The sequence below is a fragment of the Actinoplanes sp. KI2 genome (genome assembly GCF_025630775.1).
Taxonomy (GTDB): domain Bacteria; phylum Actinomycetota; class Actinomycetes; order Mycobacteriales; family Micromonosporaceae; genus Actinoplanes.
Genome location: NZ_JAOSZE010000006.1, coordinates 34,733 through 50,291, shown reverse-complemented (window position 1 = coordinate 50,291; position 15,559 = coordinate 34,733). Strand labels below are relative to the sequence as shown.

12 protein-coding genes are annotated in these 15,559 nt (G+C 70.7%); 3 read left to right on the top strand and 9 right to left on the bottom strand.

All coding sequences use genetic code 11. From position 1 onward, the window contains the following. Positions 1–155: 155 nt before the first annotated feature. Entirely contained in the window at positions 156–491 is a 336-nt protein-coding gene (locus tag ODJ79_RS07795) for a hypothetical protein (RefSeq protein WP_411267285.1), read from the top strand. Here ODJ79_RS07795 and serA read toward each other — a convergent pair. The 6 genes from serA to ODJ79_RS07765 form a co-directional block, all read right to left on the bottom strand. Further along, the gene (serA, locus tag ODJ79_RS07790) at positions 488–2,086 is read right to left on the bottom strand and encodes a phosphoglycerate dehydrogenase (RefSeq protein ID WP_263022644.1); all 1,599 of its coding nucleotides are present in this window, start codon (positions 2,084–2,086) and stop codon (positions 488–490) included. The genes ODJ79_RS07795 and serA overlap by 4 nt on opposite strands. Before the next feature lie 88 nt (positions 2,087–2,174). Beyond that, positions 2,175–3,416 (bottom strand): mannosyl-3-phosphoglycerate synthase, encoded by a 1,242-nt coding sequence (mpgS, locus tag ODJ79_RS07785; RefSeq protein ID WP_263022643.1) that lies wholly within the window; start codon positions 3,414–3,416, stop codon positions 2,175–2,177. Positions 3,417–3,621: 205 nt separating this feature from the next. After that, a complete protein-coding gene (gene ilvC, locus ODJ79_RS07780) occupies positions 3,622–4,635 on the bottom strand; it encodes a ketol-acid reductoisomerase (RefSeq protein WP_263022642.1) in 1,014 nt (337 codons plus the stop codon). Positions 4,636–4,657: 22 nt separating this feature from the next. Then, the gene (ilvN, locus tag ODJ79_RS07775) at positions 4,658–5,173 is read right to left on the bottom strand and encodes an acetolactate synthase small subunit (RefSeq protein ID WP_030436185.1); all 516 of its coding nucleotides are present in this window, start codon (positions 5,171–5,173) and stop codon (positions 4,658–4,660) included. A gap of 2 nt (positions 5,174–5,175) precedes the next feature. Continuing rightward, on the bottom strand, positions 5,176–7,002 hold the full coding sequence (locus ODJ79_RS07770) for an acetolactate synthase large subunit (protein ID WP_263022641.1): 1,827 nt from the start codon (positions 7,000–7,002) through the stop codon (positions 5,176–5,178). 159 nt (positions 7,003–7,161) lie between these two features. Then, a complete protein-coding gene (locus tag ODJ79_RS07765; RefSeq protein WP_263022817.1) occupies positions 7,162–9,468 on the bottom strand; it encodes a bifunctional diguanylate cyclase/phosphodiesterase in 2,307 nt (768 codons plus the stop codon). A gap of 168 nt (positions 9,469–9,636) precedes the next feature. On the opposite strand from ODJ79_RS07765, the gene ilvD reads away from it, so the two are divergent. Further along, complete coding sequence (gene ilvD / locus ODJ79_RS07760) at positions 9,637–11,484, top strand: dihydroxy-acid dehydratase (RefSeq protein WP_263022640.1); 1,848 nt, start codon at positions 9,637–9,639, stop codon at positions 11,482–11,484. A 3-nt stretch (positions 11,485–11,487) separates the two neighbouring features. On the opposite strand, the gene ODJ79_RS07755 is transcribed toward ilvD, so the two are convergent. Beyond that, entirely contained in the window at positions 11,488–12,054 is a 567-nt protein-coding gene (locus ODJ79_RS07755; RefSeq protein WP_263022639.1) for a TetR/AcrR family transcriptional regulator, read from the bottom strand. Positions 12,055–12,138: 84 nt separating this feature from the next. Here ODJ79_RS07755 and ODJ79_RS07750 point away from each other — a divergent pair, with 84 nt between their 5' ends. Continuing rightward, positions 12,139–13,023 (top strand): SDR family oxidoreductase, encoded by an 885-nt coding sequence (locus tag ODJ79_RS07750; protein ID WP_263022638.1) that lies wholly within the window; start codon positions 12,139–12,141, stop codon positions 13,021–13,023. A gap of 4 nt (positions 13,024–13,027) precedes the next feature. Here ODJ79_RS07750 and ODJ79_RS07745 read toward each other — a convergent pair whose 3' ends face one another. Together ODJ79_RS07745 and ODJ79_RS07740 are read right to left on the bottom strand one after the other, a co-directional pair. After that, positions 13,028–13,780 carry a hypothetical protein gene (locus tag ODJ79_RS07745; protein ID WP_263022637.1) on the bottom strand — a complete coding sequence of 251 codons (753 nt, stop codon included), beginning with the start codon at positions 13,778–13,780 and terminating at the stop codon, positions 13,028–13,030. 29 nt (positions 13,781–13,809) lie between these two features. Next, positions 13,810–15,483, bottom strand: coding sequence for a multicopper oxidase family protein (locus tag ODJ79_RS07740; RefSeq protein ID WP_263022636.1), 1,674 nt, complete (start codon positions 15,481–15,483; stop codon positions 13,810–13,812). Positions 15,484–15,559 lie beyond the last annotated feature (76 nt).

Genomic DNA, 15,559 nt, shown 5'->3' with positions numbered 1-15,559 from the left:
GAACCCACCGGCGGGCCGTGCGGCAGGGACAACGCTAGCGATGCGGACTAATGACGCGCAAGACGCATCCCCCGCGTGTCGACCCACCACTTCCCGCGTGTCGTCCCCGGTGATGGCACCATGCGCCGGTGAGTTTTGACCTTGTGGTGTGGGCGATGGGCATGGCGGACCCGCCGCACGCCGTGCGGACCGCCAACGCGCGCTGCGCCCGCGGCGAGCACCCCCAGCGCCCGGCCGACCCCCGCGTTGTCGCCTTCTATGACGCCCTGACCAGGGAATACCCGGACCGTGGCCCGCGCGCCTCGGCGCCCGGCTCGCCGTGGGCGGTGGCCCCGCTGCACGCCGCCGCCGACCACATCGAGATGCGGCTGGACGACAACTGCGCGGACCTGGTGCTCGAGACGATCGAGCGGCTGGCCGGCGAGCTGAACCTGGACCTGCTCGACCTGCAGGACGGGACGGTGTATCCACCACCCGCCCGGGTCCGCTAGAAGGAGCGGAGGTCGACCAGGCTGCCCCGGGACGAGCCGATCTTCGCGGCCACCTCGGAGAGCAGCTCGGCGTCGATCGAGGAGTCCACGGTCAGGGTCATCAGCGCCTCGCCGCCGGCCTCGCGGCGGGCCACCTGCATCGCGGCGATGTTCACCCCCGACTCGCCGAGCAGCGTGCCGATCGCGCCGATCACGCCGGGCCGGTCGGAGTACCGGAAGAACAGCAGGACCCCGTCGGCGGTCAGGTCGAGGTCGAAGCCGTCGACGCCGGTGAGCTTGCTGATCTCGCGGGTGGCGGTCAGCGTGAGGGTGCCCGCGACGCTCACCGTCCGGCCGTCGGGCAGCGCGCCGCGTATCGTCACCAGGTTTTGGTGTTCCGCCGGCTCGTCGCTGACCAGGAGCTCGACCTCGACGCCCCGATCGGCGGCCAGCTGCGGGGCGTTGACGTAGGTGACCCGCTCGTCGACCACCGAGGCGAACAGGCCCTTGGTGGCGGCCAGCTTGAGTACCTTCACGTCGTGCGTGACGATCTCGCCGCGCACCTCGACGGCCACGCTGGCGGCCACGCCCCCGGCCACCGCCGTGAACACCCGGCCGAGCTTCTCGGAGAGCGCGAGCATGGGGCGGACGTCCTCGTCCACCACCCCGCCGGCCTGCACGTTAACCGCGTCCGGCACGAACTCGCCCTGCAGCGCGAGCTTGACGCTGCGGGCCACCGAGAGACCGGCCTTGTCCTGCGCCTCCACCGTCGAGGCGCCCAGGTGCGGAGTGACCACCACGTTGTCGAAGCCGAACAGCGGCGACTCGGTGACCGGCTCGGTGACGAACACGTCGAGCCCGGCCCCGGCCACCCGGCCCTCGCGCAGCGCGGCGGCCAGCGCCTCCTCGTCGACCAGCCCGCCGCGGGCCGCGTTGACGATCCGGACGCCGGGCTTGACCATGGCGAGCTCCTTCTCGCCGATCAGCCCGACCGTCTCCGGCGTACGGGGCAGGTGCACCGAGATGAAGTCGCTCTCCCGCAGCAGCTCATCGAGCCCCACCAGGCGCACCCCGAGCTGGGCGGCCCGGGCCGGCTGGATGTACGGGTCGTACGCGATCAGCCGGGTGCCGAACGACGCCATCCGCTGCGCGAACAGCACCCCGATCCGGCCCAGCCCGACCACGCCCACGGTCTTGCCCTGCACCTCCACCCCGGTGTAGCGGGACCGCTTCCATTGCCCGTCCTTGAGCGAGGCGTTGGCCGTGGCGGTGTGCCGGGCGACCGACAGCAGCAGCGCGATCGCCTGCTCGGCGGCCGAAACGATGTTGCTGGTCGGCGCGTTGACCACCATGACGCCGCGCAGGGTGGCGATCGGCACGTCGACGTTGTCCAGCCCGACGCCGGCCCGGGCGATCACCTTGAGCGACGCGCCGGCCGCGATCACCTCCGCGTCGACCCGGGTGGCGCTGCGCACGATCAGCGCGTCGGCCTCGGCGACGGCGGCGAGCAGTGCCGGACGATCGGTGCCGTCGACGTGCCGGACGTCGAAGTCGTAGGCAAGCACATCGATGGCGGACGGAGCGAGTTCCTCGGCGATCAGAACGACGGGAGTCAATGCGCCTCCATCCGGGTCGCGGACCTCGTATCCTGCCGCCGACCCCCGCCGTCATGTCATATGTATGTGACTGGCGTCACAATTATGACTACGCGACCCGCCGCGGGATCGCCGCCCGATCGATCGGCGGCGCCGCCGGGAAACCCGAGGCCGCGCGCCCGTCCGGCTGCCGGAAGCTGAGCGCCTCGGCGTCCAGCGCGTCGTAGAGAAGATCCAGGTCGAGCGTGCCGACCGGCGGGTAGACCCGCTCCTTCGGCGGCTCCTGGCCGATACCGAGCGCGCCCTGCTCGACCATGAAGTCGACGATCGCCTGCCGCACCGCCGGCAGCGTCACCGGCGAGTGGTAGAGCACGTTGAGCGCCTGCATCCGCATGCCCTGCACATGCTCCTCGCCCTTGTTGTCGTGGAAGTGCGGGTTGCGGGTCTCGATCTGCAGCACCGGGACCGAGCTGGCCATCACGTCCGCGCTGGTGCTTTCCAGCACCCCGCCGAACTGCTCGAACAGATCGAGATATTCGTACGGCTCGACCGCGAACCCGCCGGCCAGCCGCAGCTTGAGTCCGAGGTCGAGGGTCATCGCGTGCTCGCCCGCGTTGCCGGTGGCGATCACCTCGGTGCCGAAGCCGGAGTATTCCGCGAGGAAGCGGTTGAGCCACTCATTGGTGATCGCCGAGCTGCGGCCCTTGCGGCTGAAGAACAGCCGGCCGTCGCGCAGCTTGGGCTTCGAGTGCCAGGAGATCCGGACCATCGAGTACGGCGAGTCGGCCAGGTACAGGCCGGCCGCGTACACCTTGCAGTACTCGTGGACCGAGCCCGGCACGTAGTTGTCCGCATCCACGTAGCCGAGGTAGCGCCGGCCGGTCATCGCGGCCAGGGCCATCCCGATCAGCATGGCCTCGCCCTTGCCGGCCTGGACCAGCCCGCCGTCGTCGATCAGCTCGGACATCCCGGCCGCCTTGAACGCGCCGGCCACGCCCGGGTCACGCTGGTGGACGGTGATCGCGGAGCGGCCGGCCAGCCGGCAGAACTGCTCGACGGTCTGCGCCTCGATCTCGTACCGGTCGACCGGCGCGCGGTCGCTGTTGGACACCAGCACAATGAGGCAGTCGTGCGGAATACCGGAGAGCACTCCCTCGATCACGCCCCGTGCCTCATTCATGCACGGCACGACGATTACCATTTGCGATTCGACCGCGTGTAACTCGTCGGGAGCCACAATACGACTGCCAGCCCCCGCCGACATGCCCGAGTCCAGCTCGATGACCCGCTGCAGCTCATGAATCCGGACCGCGCCGAAGCGCTCACTCCGGAAAGAATCAGCCAGTCGCATGCGGCCGAAGATACCCGCCCAAGACCACCTTCCCGCACCTGAATGGCACACAATTCTGTTTCGGCGCCAACCAGGTAAGCGGGACGTAACGTGGACGTTTCCGTTTATCGAAAACGCCCGGTTTCATCCGACATTACGGACGAAACCGGGCGTTTGACCTGTCTAAAAGATGGCACCCCGCGATGCCGGAGGCGACGCCAGCCAGTTAGGCAGTTTCGGTGATCGGGCGGTCGACCCAGGACATCATGCCGCGGAGCTTGCGCCCGGTGACCTCGATCGGGTGGTTGGCGCCCTGCTCGCGGTACTTGGTCAGCAGCGGGCGGCCGTTGTCGTCGTCCTCGATCAGCTGGCGGGTGAACTCGCCGGACTGGATGTCGGCGAGGATCCGCTTCATCTCCGCCTTGGTCTCGGCGGTGATCACCCGCGGGCCGCTGACGTAGTCGCCGAACTCGGCGGTGTCCGAGACGCTGTAGCGCATCCGGGAGATGCCGCCCTCGTACATCAGGTCGACGATCAGCTTGAGCTCGTGCAGGCACTCGAAGTACGCGATCTCGGGGGCGTAGCCGGCCTCGGTCAGCACCTCGAAGCCGGTCTGCACCAGCGCGGCGGTGCCGCCGCAGAGGACGGCCTGCTCGCCGAAGAGGTCGGTCTCGGTCTCCTCCTTGAAGGTGGTCTTGATGACGCCCGCGCGGGCGCCGCCGATCGCCTTCGCGTAGGAGAGCGCGAGCGCGAGGCCCTCGCCGGTCGGGTCCTGCTCGACGGCGACCAGGCACGGCACGCCCTTGCCGTCCACGTACTGGCGGCGCACCAGGTGACCCGGGCCCTTCGGGGCGACCATCGCGACGGTCACATCGGACGGCGGCTTGATCAGCTCGAACCGGATGTTGAGGCCGTGCCCGAAGAACAGCGCCTTGCCGGCGGACAGGTTCGGGGCGATCGACTCGGCGTAGATCTTGCGCTGCGCGGTGTCCGGCGCGAGCACCATGATCACGTCGGCCCAGGCGGACGCCTCGGCCGGGGTCTTGACCTCGAGGCCCTGCTCCTCGGCCTTGGCCCGGCTCTTCGAACCCGCCTGCAGGCCGACGACCACCTCGACGCCCGAGTCACGCAGCGACAGCGAGTGCGCGTGACCCTGGCTGCCGTAGCCGATCACGGCGACCTTCTTGCCCTGGATGATCGACAGGTCGGCGTCGTCGTCGTAGAAAACTTCCGCGGTCATTACTTACCTCTCGGGCTTTCGATTAGGCGGCGCGGAGCGCCGGGCCGGTGGTGATGGAACGGGAGCCGCGGCCGATGGCCACCAGGCCCGACTGCACCATCTCTTTGATGCCGTACGGCTCGAGGTCGCGCAGCAACGCGTCCAGTTTGTCGGGGTTACCCGTGGCCTCGATGGTGAGGGTGTCCGGGGCGACGTCGATCACCTTCGCCCGGAACAACTCGACCGTCTCGAGGACCTGGCTTCGCTGCGCACGATCGGCGCGCACCTTGACCAGCAGAAGCTCACGCTGGACCGACTGCTGCGGGTCCAGCTCGACGATCTTGAGGACGTTCACCAGCTTGTTGAGCTGCTTGGTCACCTGCTCCAGGGGTGAGGAGTCGGCGTTGACCACGATCGTGATGCGGGAGACGTCCGGGTTCTCCGTCTCGCCCACCGCCAGAGAGTCGATGTTGAAGCTGCGCCGGGAGAAGAGCCCACTCACCCGGGCGAGCACGCCGGGCTTGTTCTCGACCAGCACGGACAGCGTGTGCTTGTTCATGGTTACAGGTCGTCCTCGTCGAAGCTGGGGCGCACGTCCCGGGCGAACATGATCTCGTCGTTGCTGGTGCCGGCGGCGACCATGGGCCAGACCATGGCGTCCTTGCCGACCGTGAAGTCGATGACCACCGGCGCGTCGTTGATCTCCATGGCCTGCTGGATGATCTTGTCGACGTCGGCCTTGGACTCGCAGCGCAGCCCGATGCAGCCGAGCGCCTCGGCCAGCTTCACGAAGTCGGGGATGCGGTGCTTGTGGGTGCCCAGCTCGGTGTTGGAGTAGCGGCCGTCGTAGAACAGCGTCTGCCACTGCCGGACCATGCCGAGGTTGCCGTTGTTGATCACGGCGATCTTGACCGGGATGCCCTCGAGCGCGCAGGTGGCCAGCTCCTGGTTGGTCATCTGGAAGCAGCCGTCGCCGTCGATCGCCCAGACCGCCGCGTCGGGGCGGCCCACCTTGGCGCCCATCGCGGCCGGGACGGCGTAGCCCATCGTGCCCGCGCCGCCCGAGTTCAGCCAGGTGCCCGGCTTCTCGTACTTGATGAACTGGGACGCCCACATCTGGTGCTGCCCGACGCCGGCCACGTAGATCGCGTCCGAGCCGACCAGCTCACCGATCCGCTCGATCACGTACTGCGGGGCGAGCGAGCCGTCGGTCGGCTCCTCGTAGCCCAGCGGGTAGCGCTCGCGGATCTCGTTCAGCGTGGCCCACCACGACTCGTACTGCGCGGCGCCGGTGGCCGTGCCCGTGACCGCGGCGATCAGCTCGTCGATGACATGCCGTGCGTCGCCCACGATCGGGACGTCGGCGTGCCGGTTCTTGCCGATCTCGGCCGGGTCGATGTCGGCGTGCACGATCTTGGCGTCCGGGGCGAACGAGTCGAGCTTGCCGGTGACCCGGTCGTCGAACCGGGCGCCCAGGGTGATCAACAGGTCGGACTTCTGCAGCGCGTACACCGCCGGGACGGTGCCGTGCATGCCGGGCATGCCCAGATGCTGGGGGTGCGAGTCGGGGAACGCGCCCAGCGCCATCAGCGTGGTGACCACCGGGATGCCGGTCAGCTCGGCCAGCCGGCGCAGCCCGTCGGTGGCGCCGGCCTTGAGCACGCCGCCACCGACGTACAGGATCGGCCGGCGCGCCTGGGCGATCAGCCGGGCCGCCTCGCGGATCTGCTTGCCGTGCGGGTGCAGCGTGGGCCGGTAACCGGGCAGGTCCAGCTGCGGCGGCCAGGCGAACGTGGTCTGCGCCTGCAGCACGTCCTTCGGGATGTCGACCAGGACCGGGCCGGGCCGGCCGGTGGCCGCCAGGTGGAACGCCTCGGCCAGGATCCGGGGCAGCTCCTCGGCGTTCTGCACCAGGAAGTTGTGCTTGGTGATCGGCAGGGTGATGCCCTGGATGTCCGCCTCCTGGAAGGCGTCCGTGCCGATCGCGGGCCGGGCCACCTGGCCGGTGATCGCGACGATCGGCACCGAGTCCATGTACGCGTCGGCGATCGGCGTGACCAGGTTCGTCGCGCCCGGGCCGCTGGTCGCGATGCACACGCCGACCTTGCCGGTGGCCTGCGCGTACCCGGTCGCGGCGTGCCCCGCGCCCTGCTCGTGGCGCACCAGGATGTGCCGCACCTTCGAGTCGTAGAGCGGGTCGTACGCCGGCAGGATCGCCCCGCCCGGAATGCCGAACGCAACCTCGACCCCGAGCGCCTCGAGCGACCGAACGAGAGCGCCGGCGCCGGAGGTGGGCACCGGGGAGGCTACGGCCGGCGCTGCGGTGGCCGCCGCAACGGTGGCCGGGTTGGCTCGGTGAGCGAGAGTCTCGGGAGTGGGTCTCGTCATGGCTTATCGAACCTTCTCGGGATGGTCGTACCGGTACTTGAGCAACAAAAAAGGCCCCTAGTGCTGAAAGCACGGGACCTAGCGCACTGCCTGCCTCGAAAGTCGCCGAAGATCAGGAAGTGCGCTCACATAAGTACTCGGAACGCGAAGCACATGGCCTTAAGGTTGCCCCATCTCACTCGGCGAGTCAACTGATCCCACATTTTGATCACTGACGAGTGCGCCGAACGCGGGATCCGTCGGCAGAACGGCCCTGAGCTGCTTCATTCCCGGCCCGAGGGTGACCACCTGGCTGCGCGCCGCCGCGCCCTTCGGTGGATCGTTGCGGGGGGCCGGCGCCGGCCGGGTGCCGGTGCGCAGGCCGTGCAGCTGCACCTCGAGGTGCTCGGCGGGCACGCCCCAGCCGAACAGCGAGCCCTGCCCGAGCCGGCAGCCCGCCTCCTCGACGGCGGCCCGCTGCGCCGGCGTGCTGATGCCCTCGGCCAGCACCTCCAGCCCGAGCCGGTGCCCGAGCCGCACGACGACGTCGACCAGCGGCGCGGCCGCCCCGGTACGCGATTCCGGCTCGTTCACCAGGGCATGGTCGATCTTGAGGATGTCGACCGGCAGGGTCTGCAACTGCCCGAGCGACGAATACCCGGCGCCGAAGTCGTCCAGCGCCACCCGCACGCCCGTGGCGCGCAGCGCGGCGAGCCGGCTGACCAGCTCGTCCATGTCGGTGGCCACGGCGTGCTCGGTCACCTCCAGCACCAGCCGTTGCGGCGGCACGCCGTGCTCGGCCAGCACGTCGGCGACCTGGCCGGCGTAGTCGGCGGCGTGCAGCTCCTTGGGCGAGAGGTTGACCGACACCCAGACGTCGTGCCCCTTGGCCAGCCAGTCGGCGAGCTGCGCGCAGGCCCGGGCGAGCACCCACGAGCCGATCCGGTTGATCAGACCGGACTCCTCGGCGACCGGGATGAACTCGTCGGGGCGGACCGCGCCGAGGGTCGGATGGTGCCAGCGCAGCAGGGCCTCGGCGCCGACCGGCCGCATCGAGGGCAACGCGACCACCGGCTGGAACACCAGGCGCAGCTGATCGCGGTCGATCGCGTGCCGCAGCTCGCTCTCCAGCGTGCCGCGGCGGCGCAGCAGCTCGTCGTACCGGGCCTGGTACCGCTCGACGCGGTTCTTCCCGCGCTGCTTGGCGTACCGCAGGGCCAGGTCGGCGTCGCGGATCAGCTCCCCGGTGTCGGCCACGCCCAGGCTCGCGGAGAGGAAGACCGAGCCGCCGTCGACCTCGTACGGCTCACCCAGCACCGCGAGCAGCCGGTGCGCCGTGAGCATCGCCTCGTCGGCCGTCCCGTGCATGAGCACCGCGAACTCGTCGCCGCCCAGCCGGGCGGCCACGTCGCCGTCCAGCAGGTTGCGCCGCAGCCGCTCGCCCACCTGGGCCAGCACCGCGTCGCCGGCGTCGTGCCCGCGCATGTCGTTGACCGTCTTGAAACCGTCCAGGTCGATGCCGACCAGCACCAGCGGGTCGTCCGGGCACTGACAGTCGCGCAGCGCCCGCTGCAGGCCGCGCCGGTTGGCCAGCCCGGTCAGCGCGTCGGTGTGCGCGAGCTCGCGGAAGTGCGCCTCGCTCTGCCGCAGCCGCAGCGTGTAGCGCCGGACGTCGCCGAGCGCCAGGTATTGCCGGCCGACCAGCGCGAAGCCCTCGACGGCGGCGCCGAGGAAGGCGTAGAAGCCGAACGAGCCGCCCTTGGCCAGATGGAGGCCGAGGGCGGTGACCATCGCGACCATCGGAACCACCGCGTACGCCGTGCCGCGCTCGCTCACGTCACCGACCACCTCGACCGGCTGGTCGGCCCGCTTCACCGCGTGCGCGATCAGGGACAGCCCGGCCGGCAGCAGCAGCGAGCCGCTCAGCGCCCACTGGTCGCGGGCCTGGCAGATACCGCCGGCCAGGGCGACCGTGGCCGCGGCCACCACGGTCACGCCGGTGGCCACCCGGACCGTGGTCAGCCGGGGGCGGTGCGCGTGCAGCGCCAGCACGATGGTGAGACCCAGCGAGATCACCAGCAGGCCGGCCGGGATCAGCACCGACGGGCAGGCCATCGGGGTGGCGTCGCCGAGGATGTGTACCGGCTCGGCGAGCAGCGCCCAGCCGACGAACCAGAACCCGGCGGCGATCACCAGGCCGTCGAGCAGATGGCGCACGGCGGCGCCCGGGCTCTCCGCCGCGCCCGGCAGCATGGCCGTGCCGACGAGCAGCGCGAGCGTGCCGATCGCGGCGCCGAGCGCCACCGCCGAGCCCAGGTGGACCCGGGGCGGCGGGGCGTCGCTGAGCATCGCGCTCAGCGCGCCGGCGAGTGCCGCGGCGGTGGCCACCGCGCCGCCGAGGGCGAGGATCAGATGCGCACGGCGGGCCGCGCCGGTGTGCCGGCGACCCGAATTGCCCAGCAGGGCCACCGCCGGGACGGCGAGCATCAGGCCCACAGCCCCGGCCAACTCCACGCCGGACGGTGATTGCACGGAAACACTGTGCCGGATCTCGCGCCGAATGGGGAGCCCCCATCGCATCGGCCCGCCGCAATCTCGTCCCGCGCTGTGGACGCCGCTGGCGTTCGAGGGCCGCCGCGGTGGCACTATGAGGGGATGCCTGACCTGCGCTCCCGGACCTCGACCCACGGTCGGACCATGGCCGGCGCGCGTGCCCTGTGGCGCGCTACCGGGATGACCGACGACGATTTCGGCAAGCCCATCGTGGCGATCGCCAACAGCTTCACCCAGTTCGTACCGGGGCATGTGCACCTCAAGGACCTGGGCGGCATCGTCGCCGACGCGGTGGCCGCGGCCGGCGGCGTCGGGCGCGAGTTCAACACCATCGCCGTGGACGACGGCATCGCGATGGGCCACGGCGGCATGCTCTACTCGCTGCCCAGCCGCGAGCTGATCGCCGACGCGGTGGAGTACATGGTGAACGCGCACTGCGCCGACGCCCTGGTCTGCATCTCGAACTGCGACAAGATCACCCCCGGCATGCTGATCGCCGCGCTGCGGCTCAACATCCCGACGGTGTTCGTCTCCGGCGGCCCGATGGAGGCCGGCAAGACGGTCGCCATCGAGGGCGTCGTGCACGAGAAGCTCGACCTGATCGACGCGATGAGCGCCTCGGCGAACGAGAACGTGACCGACGAGCAGCTCGGCACCATCGAGCGCTCGGCCTGCCCGACCTGCGGCTCGTGCTCCGGCATGTTCACCGCGAACTCGATGAACTGCCTGACCGAGGCGATCGGCCTGGCCCTGCCCGGCAACGGCTCGACGCTGGCCACGCACGCCTCCCGCCGCGCACTCTTCGAGCAGGCCGGCCGGCTGATCGTCGAGATCGCCAAGGACTACTACGAGAAGGACGACGAGTCGGTGCTGCCGCGCAGCATCGCGAGCCGGTCGGCGTTCGAGAACGCCGTGGCCCTCGACGTGGCGATGGGCGGCTCGACCAACACCGTGCTGCACCTGCTGGCCGCGGCCCGCGAGGCCGAGCTCGACTTCAGCGTGGCCGACATCGACGCGATCTCCCGCCGGGTGCCGTGCCTGTCCAAGGTCGCGCCCAACAGCGTGAAGTACCACATGGAGGACGTGCACCGGGCCGGCGGCATCCCCGCGCTGCTCGGCGAGCTGCACCGGGGCGATGCCCTGCGCACGGACGTCCGCTCGGTCCACTCGCCCTCGCTCGACGCCTGGCTGGGCAAGTGGGACATTCGGGGTAATTCCCCCTCGAGCGAGGCGCTGGAGCTGTTCCACGCGGCTCCCGGCGGCGTCCGCACCACCCAGCCGTTCAGCACCACCAACCGCTGGCACACGCTCGACACGGACAGCGAGAACGGCTGCATCCGGAGCGTCGGTCACGCGTACACGGTCGATGGTGGTCTGGCGATCCTGTTCGGCAACCTCGCGCCGGACGGCTGCGTGGTCAAGACGGCGGGCGTCGACGAGTCGCTGTGGAAGTTCACCGGCCCGGCCCGCGTCTTCGAGTCGCAGGACGCCGCGGTCGAGGGCATCCTCGGCAAGCAGGTGGTCGAGGGCGACGTCGTGGTGATCCGCTACGAGGGCCCGAGGGGCGGCCCCGGCATGCAGGAGATGCTCTACCCGACGAGCTTCCTGAAGGGCCGCGGCCTCGGCAAGGCGTGCGCACTGATCACCGACGGCCGCTTCTCCGGCGGCACCAGCGGCCTGTCGATCGGGCACGTCTCCCCCGAGGCGGCGTCCGGTGGCCTGATCGCCCTGGTCGAGACCGGCGACGAGATCACCATCGACATCCCGGGCCGCAGCATCACGCTCAACGTCGACGACGAGACGCTGGCCCAGCGCCGGCACGAGCAGGAGCGCCGCGCCAAGCCCTACACTCCGCTCAACCGGGAGCGTCCGGTCTCCGCGGCCCTGCGGGCCTACGCCTCGATGGCCACCAGCGCCAGCGACGGCGCGTACCGCCGCGTTCCCGACTAGCGCCTAATGGGTGGCGGTCACCGTGGTCAGTCGGTCCAGGGTGGCCGCCATCAGTTTGCCCAGATCCGGGTTGGCGGCGTCGGCGAGCCACTGCACCCAGGCGACCCGGAAGACGACGATGCCGGCCTCGGCGGCCAGGCTCGCGTCGCGCGCCGGGACGCCACGCCGGCGTAGGCCCTCGGTCAGCGCCTCGGCGATGGTCACCATCTTGATCAGCTCACGTTCGCGCAGCTCGGCGGCCGTGTCGATGACCGACTGGCGGCGCCGGGAAAACTCCGGGTCGTGGCCGAGCACCTGCGCCGCCGCGGCCAGCGCCGCCGCCACCGCGCGCATCGGCCCGTCGGCCGCCGGGGCCGCGTCGAGCGCCTCGACCATCCGGGCCAGCAGGAGCTCCGAGCCGGCGAACAGCACCTCGCGCTTGTCCGCGAAGTGCCGGAAGAACGTGCGGGCGGTCAGCCCCGCCTCCCCGGCGATGTCCGCGACCGTCGTCTGCTCGTAGCCCCGCTCGACGTACAGCCGCATCGCCGCCTCGCGGAGGCGGCCGGCCGCGTCTGGATCCCACCGTCCCACGGCATGATTCTAGTCATGTCACGTGATGACATCACCCATGCTATCGTCGGTGATGTCATCAAGTGACATCATCGGAGGTTCGACATGCGCATCTTCGTCACCGGCGCATCCGGCTGGATCGGCTCGCCCACCGTCGCCGAGCTGCTGAAGGCCGGCCACCAGGTCGTCGGCCTGGCCCGCTCGGACGCGTCCGCCGCCAAGGTGGCCGCGCTCGGCGCCGAGGTCCGCCGCGGCGACCTGGCCGACCTGGATGGCCTGCGCGCCGCCGCGGCCGACTCGGACGGCGTCATCCACCTGGGCTACAACCACGCCGACTTCTCGCCGGACGGCATGGCCGCCGCGGCCGCGCTGGACCGGGCCGCGATCGACGCGATCGGCGACACCCTGGCCGGCAGCGACCGGCCCTTGGTGATCGCCTCGGGCGTGATCGGCCTGGTCAACGACCGCCCCGGCACCGAGCACGACCGTCCCGACGCCCGGCTGCACCCCCGGATGGCCAACGCGGCGGCCACCCTCGCCCTCGCCGACCGCGGCGTGCGCTCCGCGGTGGTGCGGTTCGCGCCCACCGTGCACGGCCGGGGCGACCAGGGGTTCGTCGCCACGCTGGTGGACATCGCCCGCCGAAGCGGCGTGAGCGGCTACCCCGGCGACGGCGGCAACCGGTGGCCGGCCGTGCACGTCCTGGACGCCGCCGCTCTGCTCCGGCTGGTCGTCGAGCGGGCGACGCCCGGCTCGGTGTGGCACGCGATCGCCGAGGAGGGCGTCGGAACGAAGGAGATCGCCGAGGCGATCGGCCGGGCCACCGACCTCCCGGTGAAGCCGGTCCCGGCCGAGCACTTCGAGTGGCTGGCCATGTTCTTCGCGATGGACGTCCCGGTCACCAGCGAGATCACCCGGCAGGCCCTCGGCTGGACGCCGACCCACCCGGGCCTGCTCGAGGACCTCGACGCCGGCGCGTACGGCAGCTGAGGGGTCAGTGCCCGTGGTGGGGCACGTCGGCGTCCAGGTCGGGGCCCCCATGGGAGAGATCGATTCCCGGGCCCGCCTCGTTGGCGGTGACCTGCACCCGATCCGCCGGCACCCCGGCGGCGCGGCCCATCGCGGCGCGCACCGAGGCGATCGCCGGGTCGCTGAGGATCGCCCCGAAGTAGCGCACGGTCACCCCGGCCGGCTGGACCGTCGTGTCGTACCGGTTGAGCGTGTCGGCCAGGATGCCCTCGGCGTCCTGGCTGTCGCGCACCGACGCCGGGGTGCGACCGGCGGCCGGCACCACGGCGAACGTCAGGTCGTGCACGAGCACCGGCTGCACCACGTAGAAGGCCACGTCGGCGGGCTGGTAGTCGCGCATGAACGCATCGCCTCGGTCCAGCGGCACGCCCTCGGGCAGCACGAAGGTCATCTCCGGCACCAGGTAACGCAGCATCTGCTCGCTGAACACCGCGAACGTCGCCTCGCCGAGCGGCCCGACCTTCGACTTCAGCGCCGCCTCGGTGAGTTCGGCCCGGATGTGGGCACGGTCCGCGCCCTTCGCCGGGCGCACCGCGATCGCCGTCCGCTTGCGCACCATCGCGCCGTCGTACGTGGTGGTGGCGCGCTTGTCGCCCGCGTCGTCCCCACCGATGGCGGTCGGCGGAGACGACGCTTCCGGCCTGGCCGGCGCGTGCATCGTGACGGCCAGGACGATGGCGGCCAGCACGGCGGCGAGCACCGCGTTTCGGACCCGCATCAGGTGCCACCCGGGCAGCCGGACACGCATCAGGTGCCCGCCGGGAAGCCGGGAGCGTAGACCGGCGCCGTCTCCGGCTCGGACTCCGGCATCGGCCGGTCCGAGGAGATCGGGTCGTTCACCGTCGGGTCGCCGACCGCGAACTGGATCATCATGTCGTTGTCCTCGTGGATGAGGTTGTGGCAGTGCGTCATGTAGCGCCCGCCGGCGTTCCCGTCGCCGGTGGTGAACTGCATGAGCACGCTCACGGTCTCGTTCTCGCCGAGGTAGAAGACGTCCTTGCCGCCGGCCTCCCACGCGTGCGCCTTGCCGTTCGAGGTCGTGTTGCGGCCGATGATCTGCCCGTCGATCAGGTGGATGTGCAGCGGGTGGAACCAGCCGCCGGACTCGTTGACCAGGTCCCAGATCTCCACGTCGTACGGCTGCGGGTTGCCCAGCACCCGGGTGAAGCCGGTCTCCTCGACGTCCTCCCAGGTCTCCCCGTTGATCGTCCAGAGCCCGTTCGAGCGCTCCACGCGCACCCGGCGCCGAGCCGTGGCCATGTTCGGCGTGAGCTTGTTGACCTCGACGGCACCACGCTCCGACCACGGCTGCGGGCCGAGGTCGAGCAGGGTTGGGATCACGTACGGGTCCTTGGCGCCGGTGTCGGCGACCACCTCGAACTGCATGACCTTGCCGGTGTTGGCGTAGTCCTCGTTGTTCTTGTTGCTGAGGTTCTTCAGCTCGATCTTCTGGCCGACCTTGTACTTCCGGAAGTCGATCAGAACCTCGTACCGCTCGGCCGCGCCGTGCCGGTAGGAGGCGACCGCGGCCGGCTTGGGCGTCATGCCGGCGTCGGTGGCCACCACGTACAGCGGCTCACCCGTGCTGAGCGCGAACCGGTACGAGCGGGAGATGGAGGCCACCAGCACGCGGAACCGGTACACCCGGGGCTTGACCTTCATGGTCGGCCACGGCACGCCGTTGACCAGGATGATGTCGCCCATGAGGCCGGCGTTCGACTCGTCGTTGAAGGCGACCGAGCCGTCCGCGTTGAAGGCGATGTCGCTGACCACGAGCGGGACGTCGTACTCGCCCTGCGGGAGCTGGCCCCGCTCGTACGGGTCGCTGAGGTGGTACTGCGCGGCCAGGCCGGAGTACACGTTCTGCGCGGTGTCCCGGTGGTTGTGGTCGTGGTACCAGAGCGTGCGCGCCTGCTGCCAGTTCGGGTAGTGGTAGGTCTTGACCTGCCCGGGCTTCGTCTGGTCGTTGGCGTAACCGTCGTACTGCGGCAGCGACGCCGACCCGTGCAGGTGGGTGACGGTGGAGAAGGGCAGCCCGTTGAGCCGGTTCACGGTCAGCGAGTTGGAGATCCGCACCTCGGTCCGGGTGCCCTGGTTCACCTTGAGGGTCGGCCCCGGGAAGATCCCGTTGTAGCCGGCCACCGTGGTGGTCAGGCCCGGCACGATCGAGGCCTGGCCGACCTTCTGGGTGAGCCGGTAGCGCTGCCACGGCCCCTGGTCGTCGACGCCCTCCGCGACCGGCAGCAGCACCGGCGGCCGGCGGAACAGGTTCGCGTACGGCGTGGGGGTGTTCTTGGACGCAAGCCGGCTGGTCGTGTCCGATGCCATTACTTCACGGCCGCCGGCCACCGCGATGAGCCCACCGCCGCCCACCGCCAGTGCGCCGCGCAGCAGATTGCGCCGGCTCAACCTTCCGGACATGCGTACTCCCGTTCTCCTCAGGTTTCAGGAGCGGCAGACGCTAGGAACGACGGCTTAAGTCTGCCTGAGGAAATCC

Bases quoted from the DNA above. Each gene is read 5' to 3' on its own strand.
- ODJ79_RS07740 (WP_263022636.1), bottom strand. From the start codon at position 15,483: ATGTCCGGAAGGTTGAGCCGGCGCAATCTGCTGCGCGGCGCACTGGCG.
- ilvC (WP_263022642.1), bottom strand. From the start codon at position 4,635: ATGACCGCGGAAGTTTTCTACGACGACGACGCCGACCTGTCGATCATC.
- ODJ79_RS07750 (WP_263022638.1), top strand. From the start codon at position 12,139: ATGCGCATCTTCGTCACCGGCGCATCCGGCTGGATCGGCTCGCCCACC.
- ODJ79_RS07795 (WP_411267285.1), top strand. From the start codon at position 156: ATGGGCATGGCGGACCCGCCGCACGCCGTGCGGACCGCCAACGCGCGC.
- ODJ79_RS07765 (WP_263022817.1), bottom strand. From the start codon at position 9,468: ATGCTCGCCGTCCCGGCGGTGGCCCTGCTGGGCAATTCGGGTCGCCGG.
- ODJ79_RS07745 (WP_263022637.1), bottom strand. From the start codon at position 13,780: ATGCGGGTCCGAAACGCGGTGCTCGCCGCCGTGCTGGCCGCCATCGTC.
- ilvD (WP_263022640.1), top strand. From the start codon at position 9,637: ATGCCTGACCTGCGCTCCCGGACCTCGACCCACGGTCGGACCATGGCC.
- ilvN (WP_030436185.1), bottom strand. From the start codon at position 5,173: ATGAACAAGCACACGCTGTCCGTGCTGGTCGAGAACAAGCCCGGCGTG.
- ODJ79_RS07770 (WP_263022641.1), bottom strand. From the start codon at position 7,002: ATGACGAGACCCACTCCCGAGACTCTCGCTCACCGAGCCAACCCGGCC.
- mpgS (WP_263022643.1), bottom strand. From the start codon at position 3,416: ATGCGACTGGCTGATTCTTTCCGGAGTGAGCGCTTCGGCGCGGTCCGG.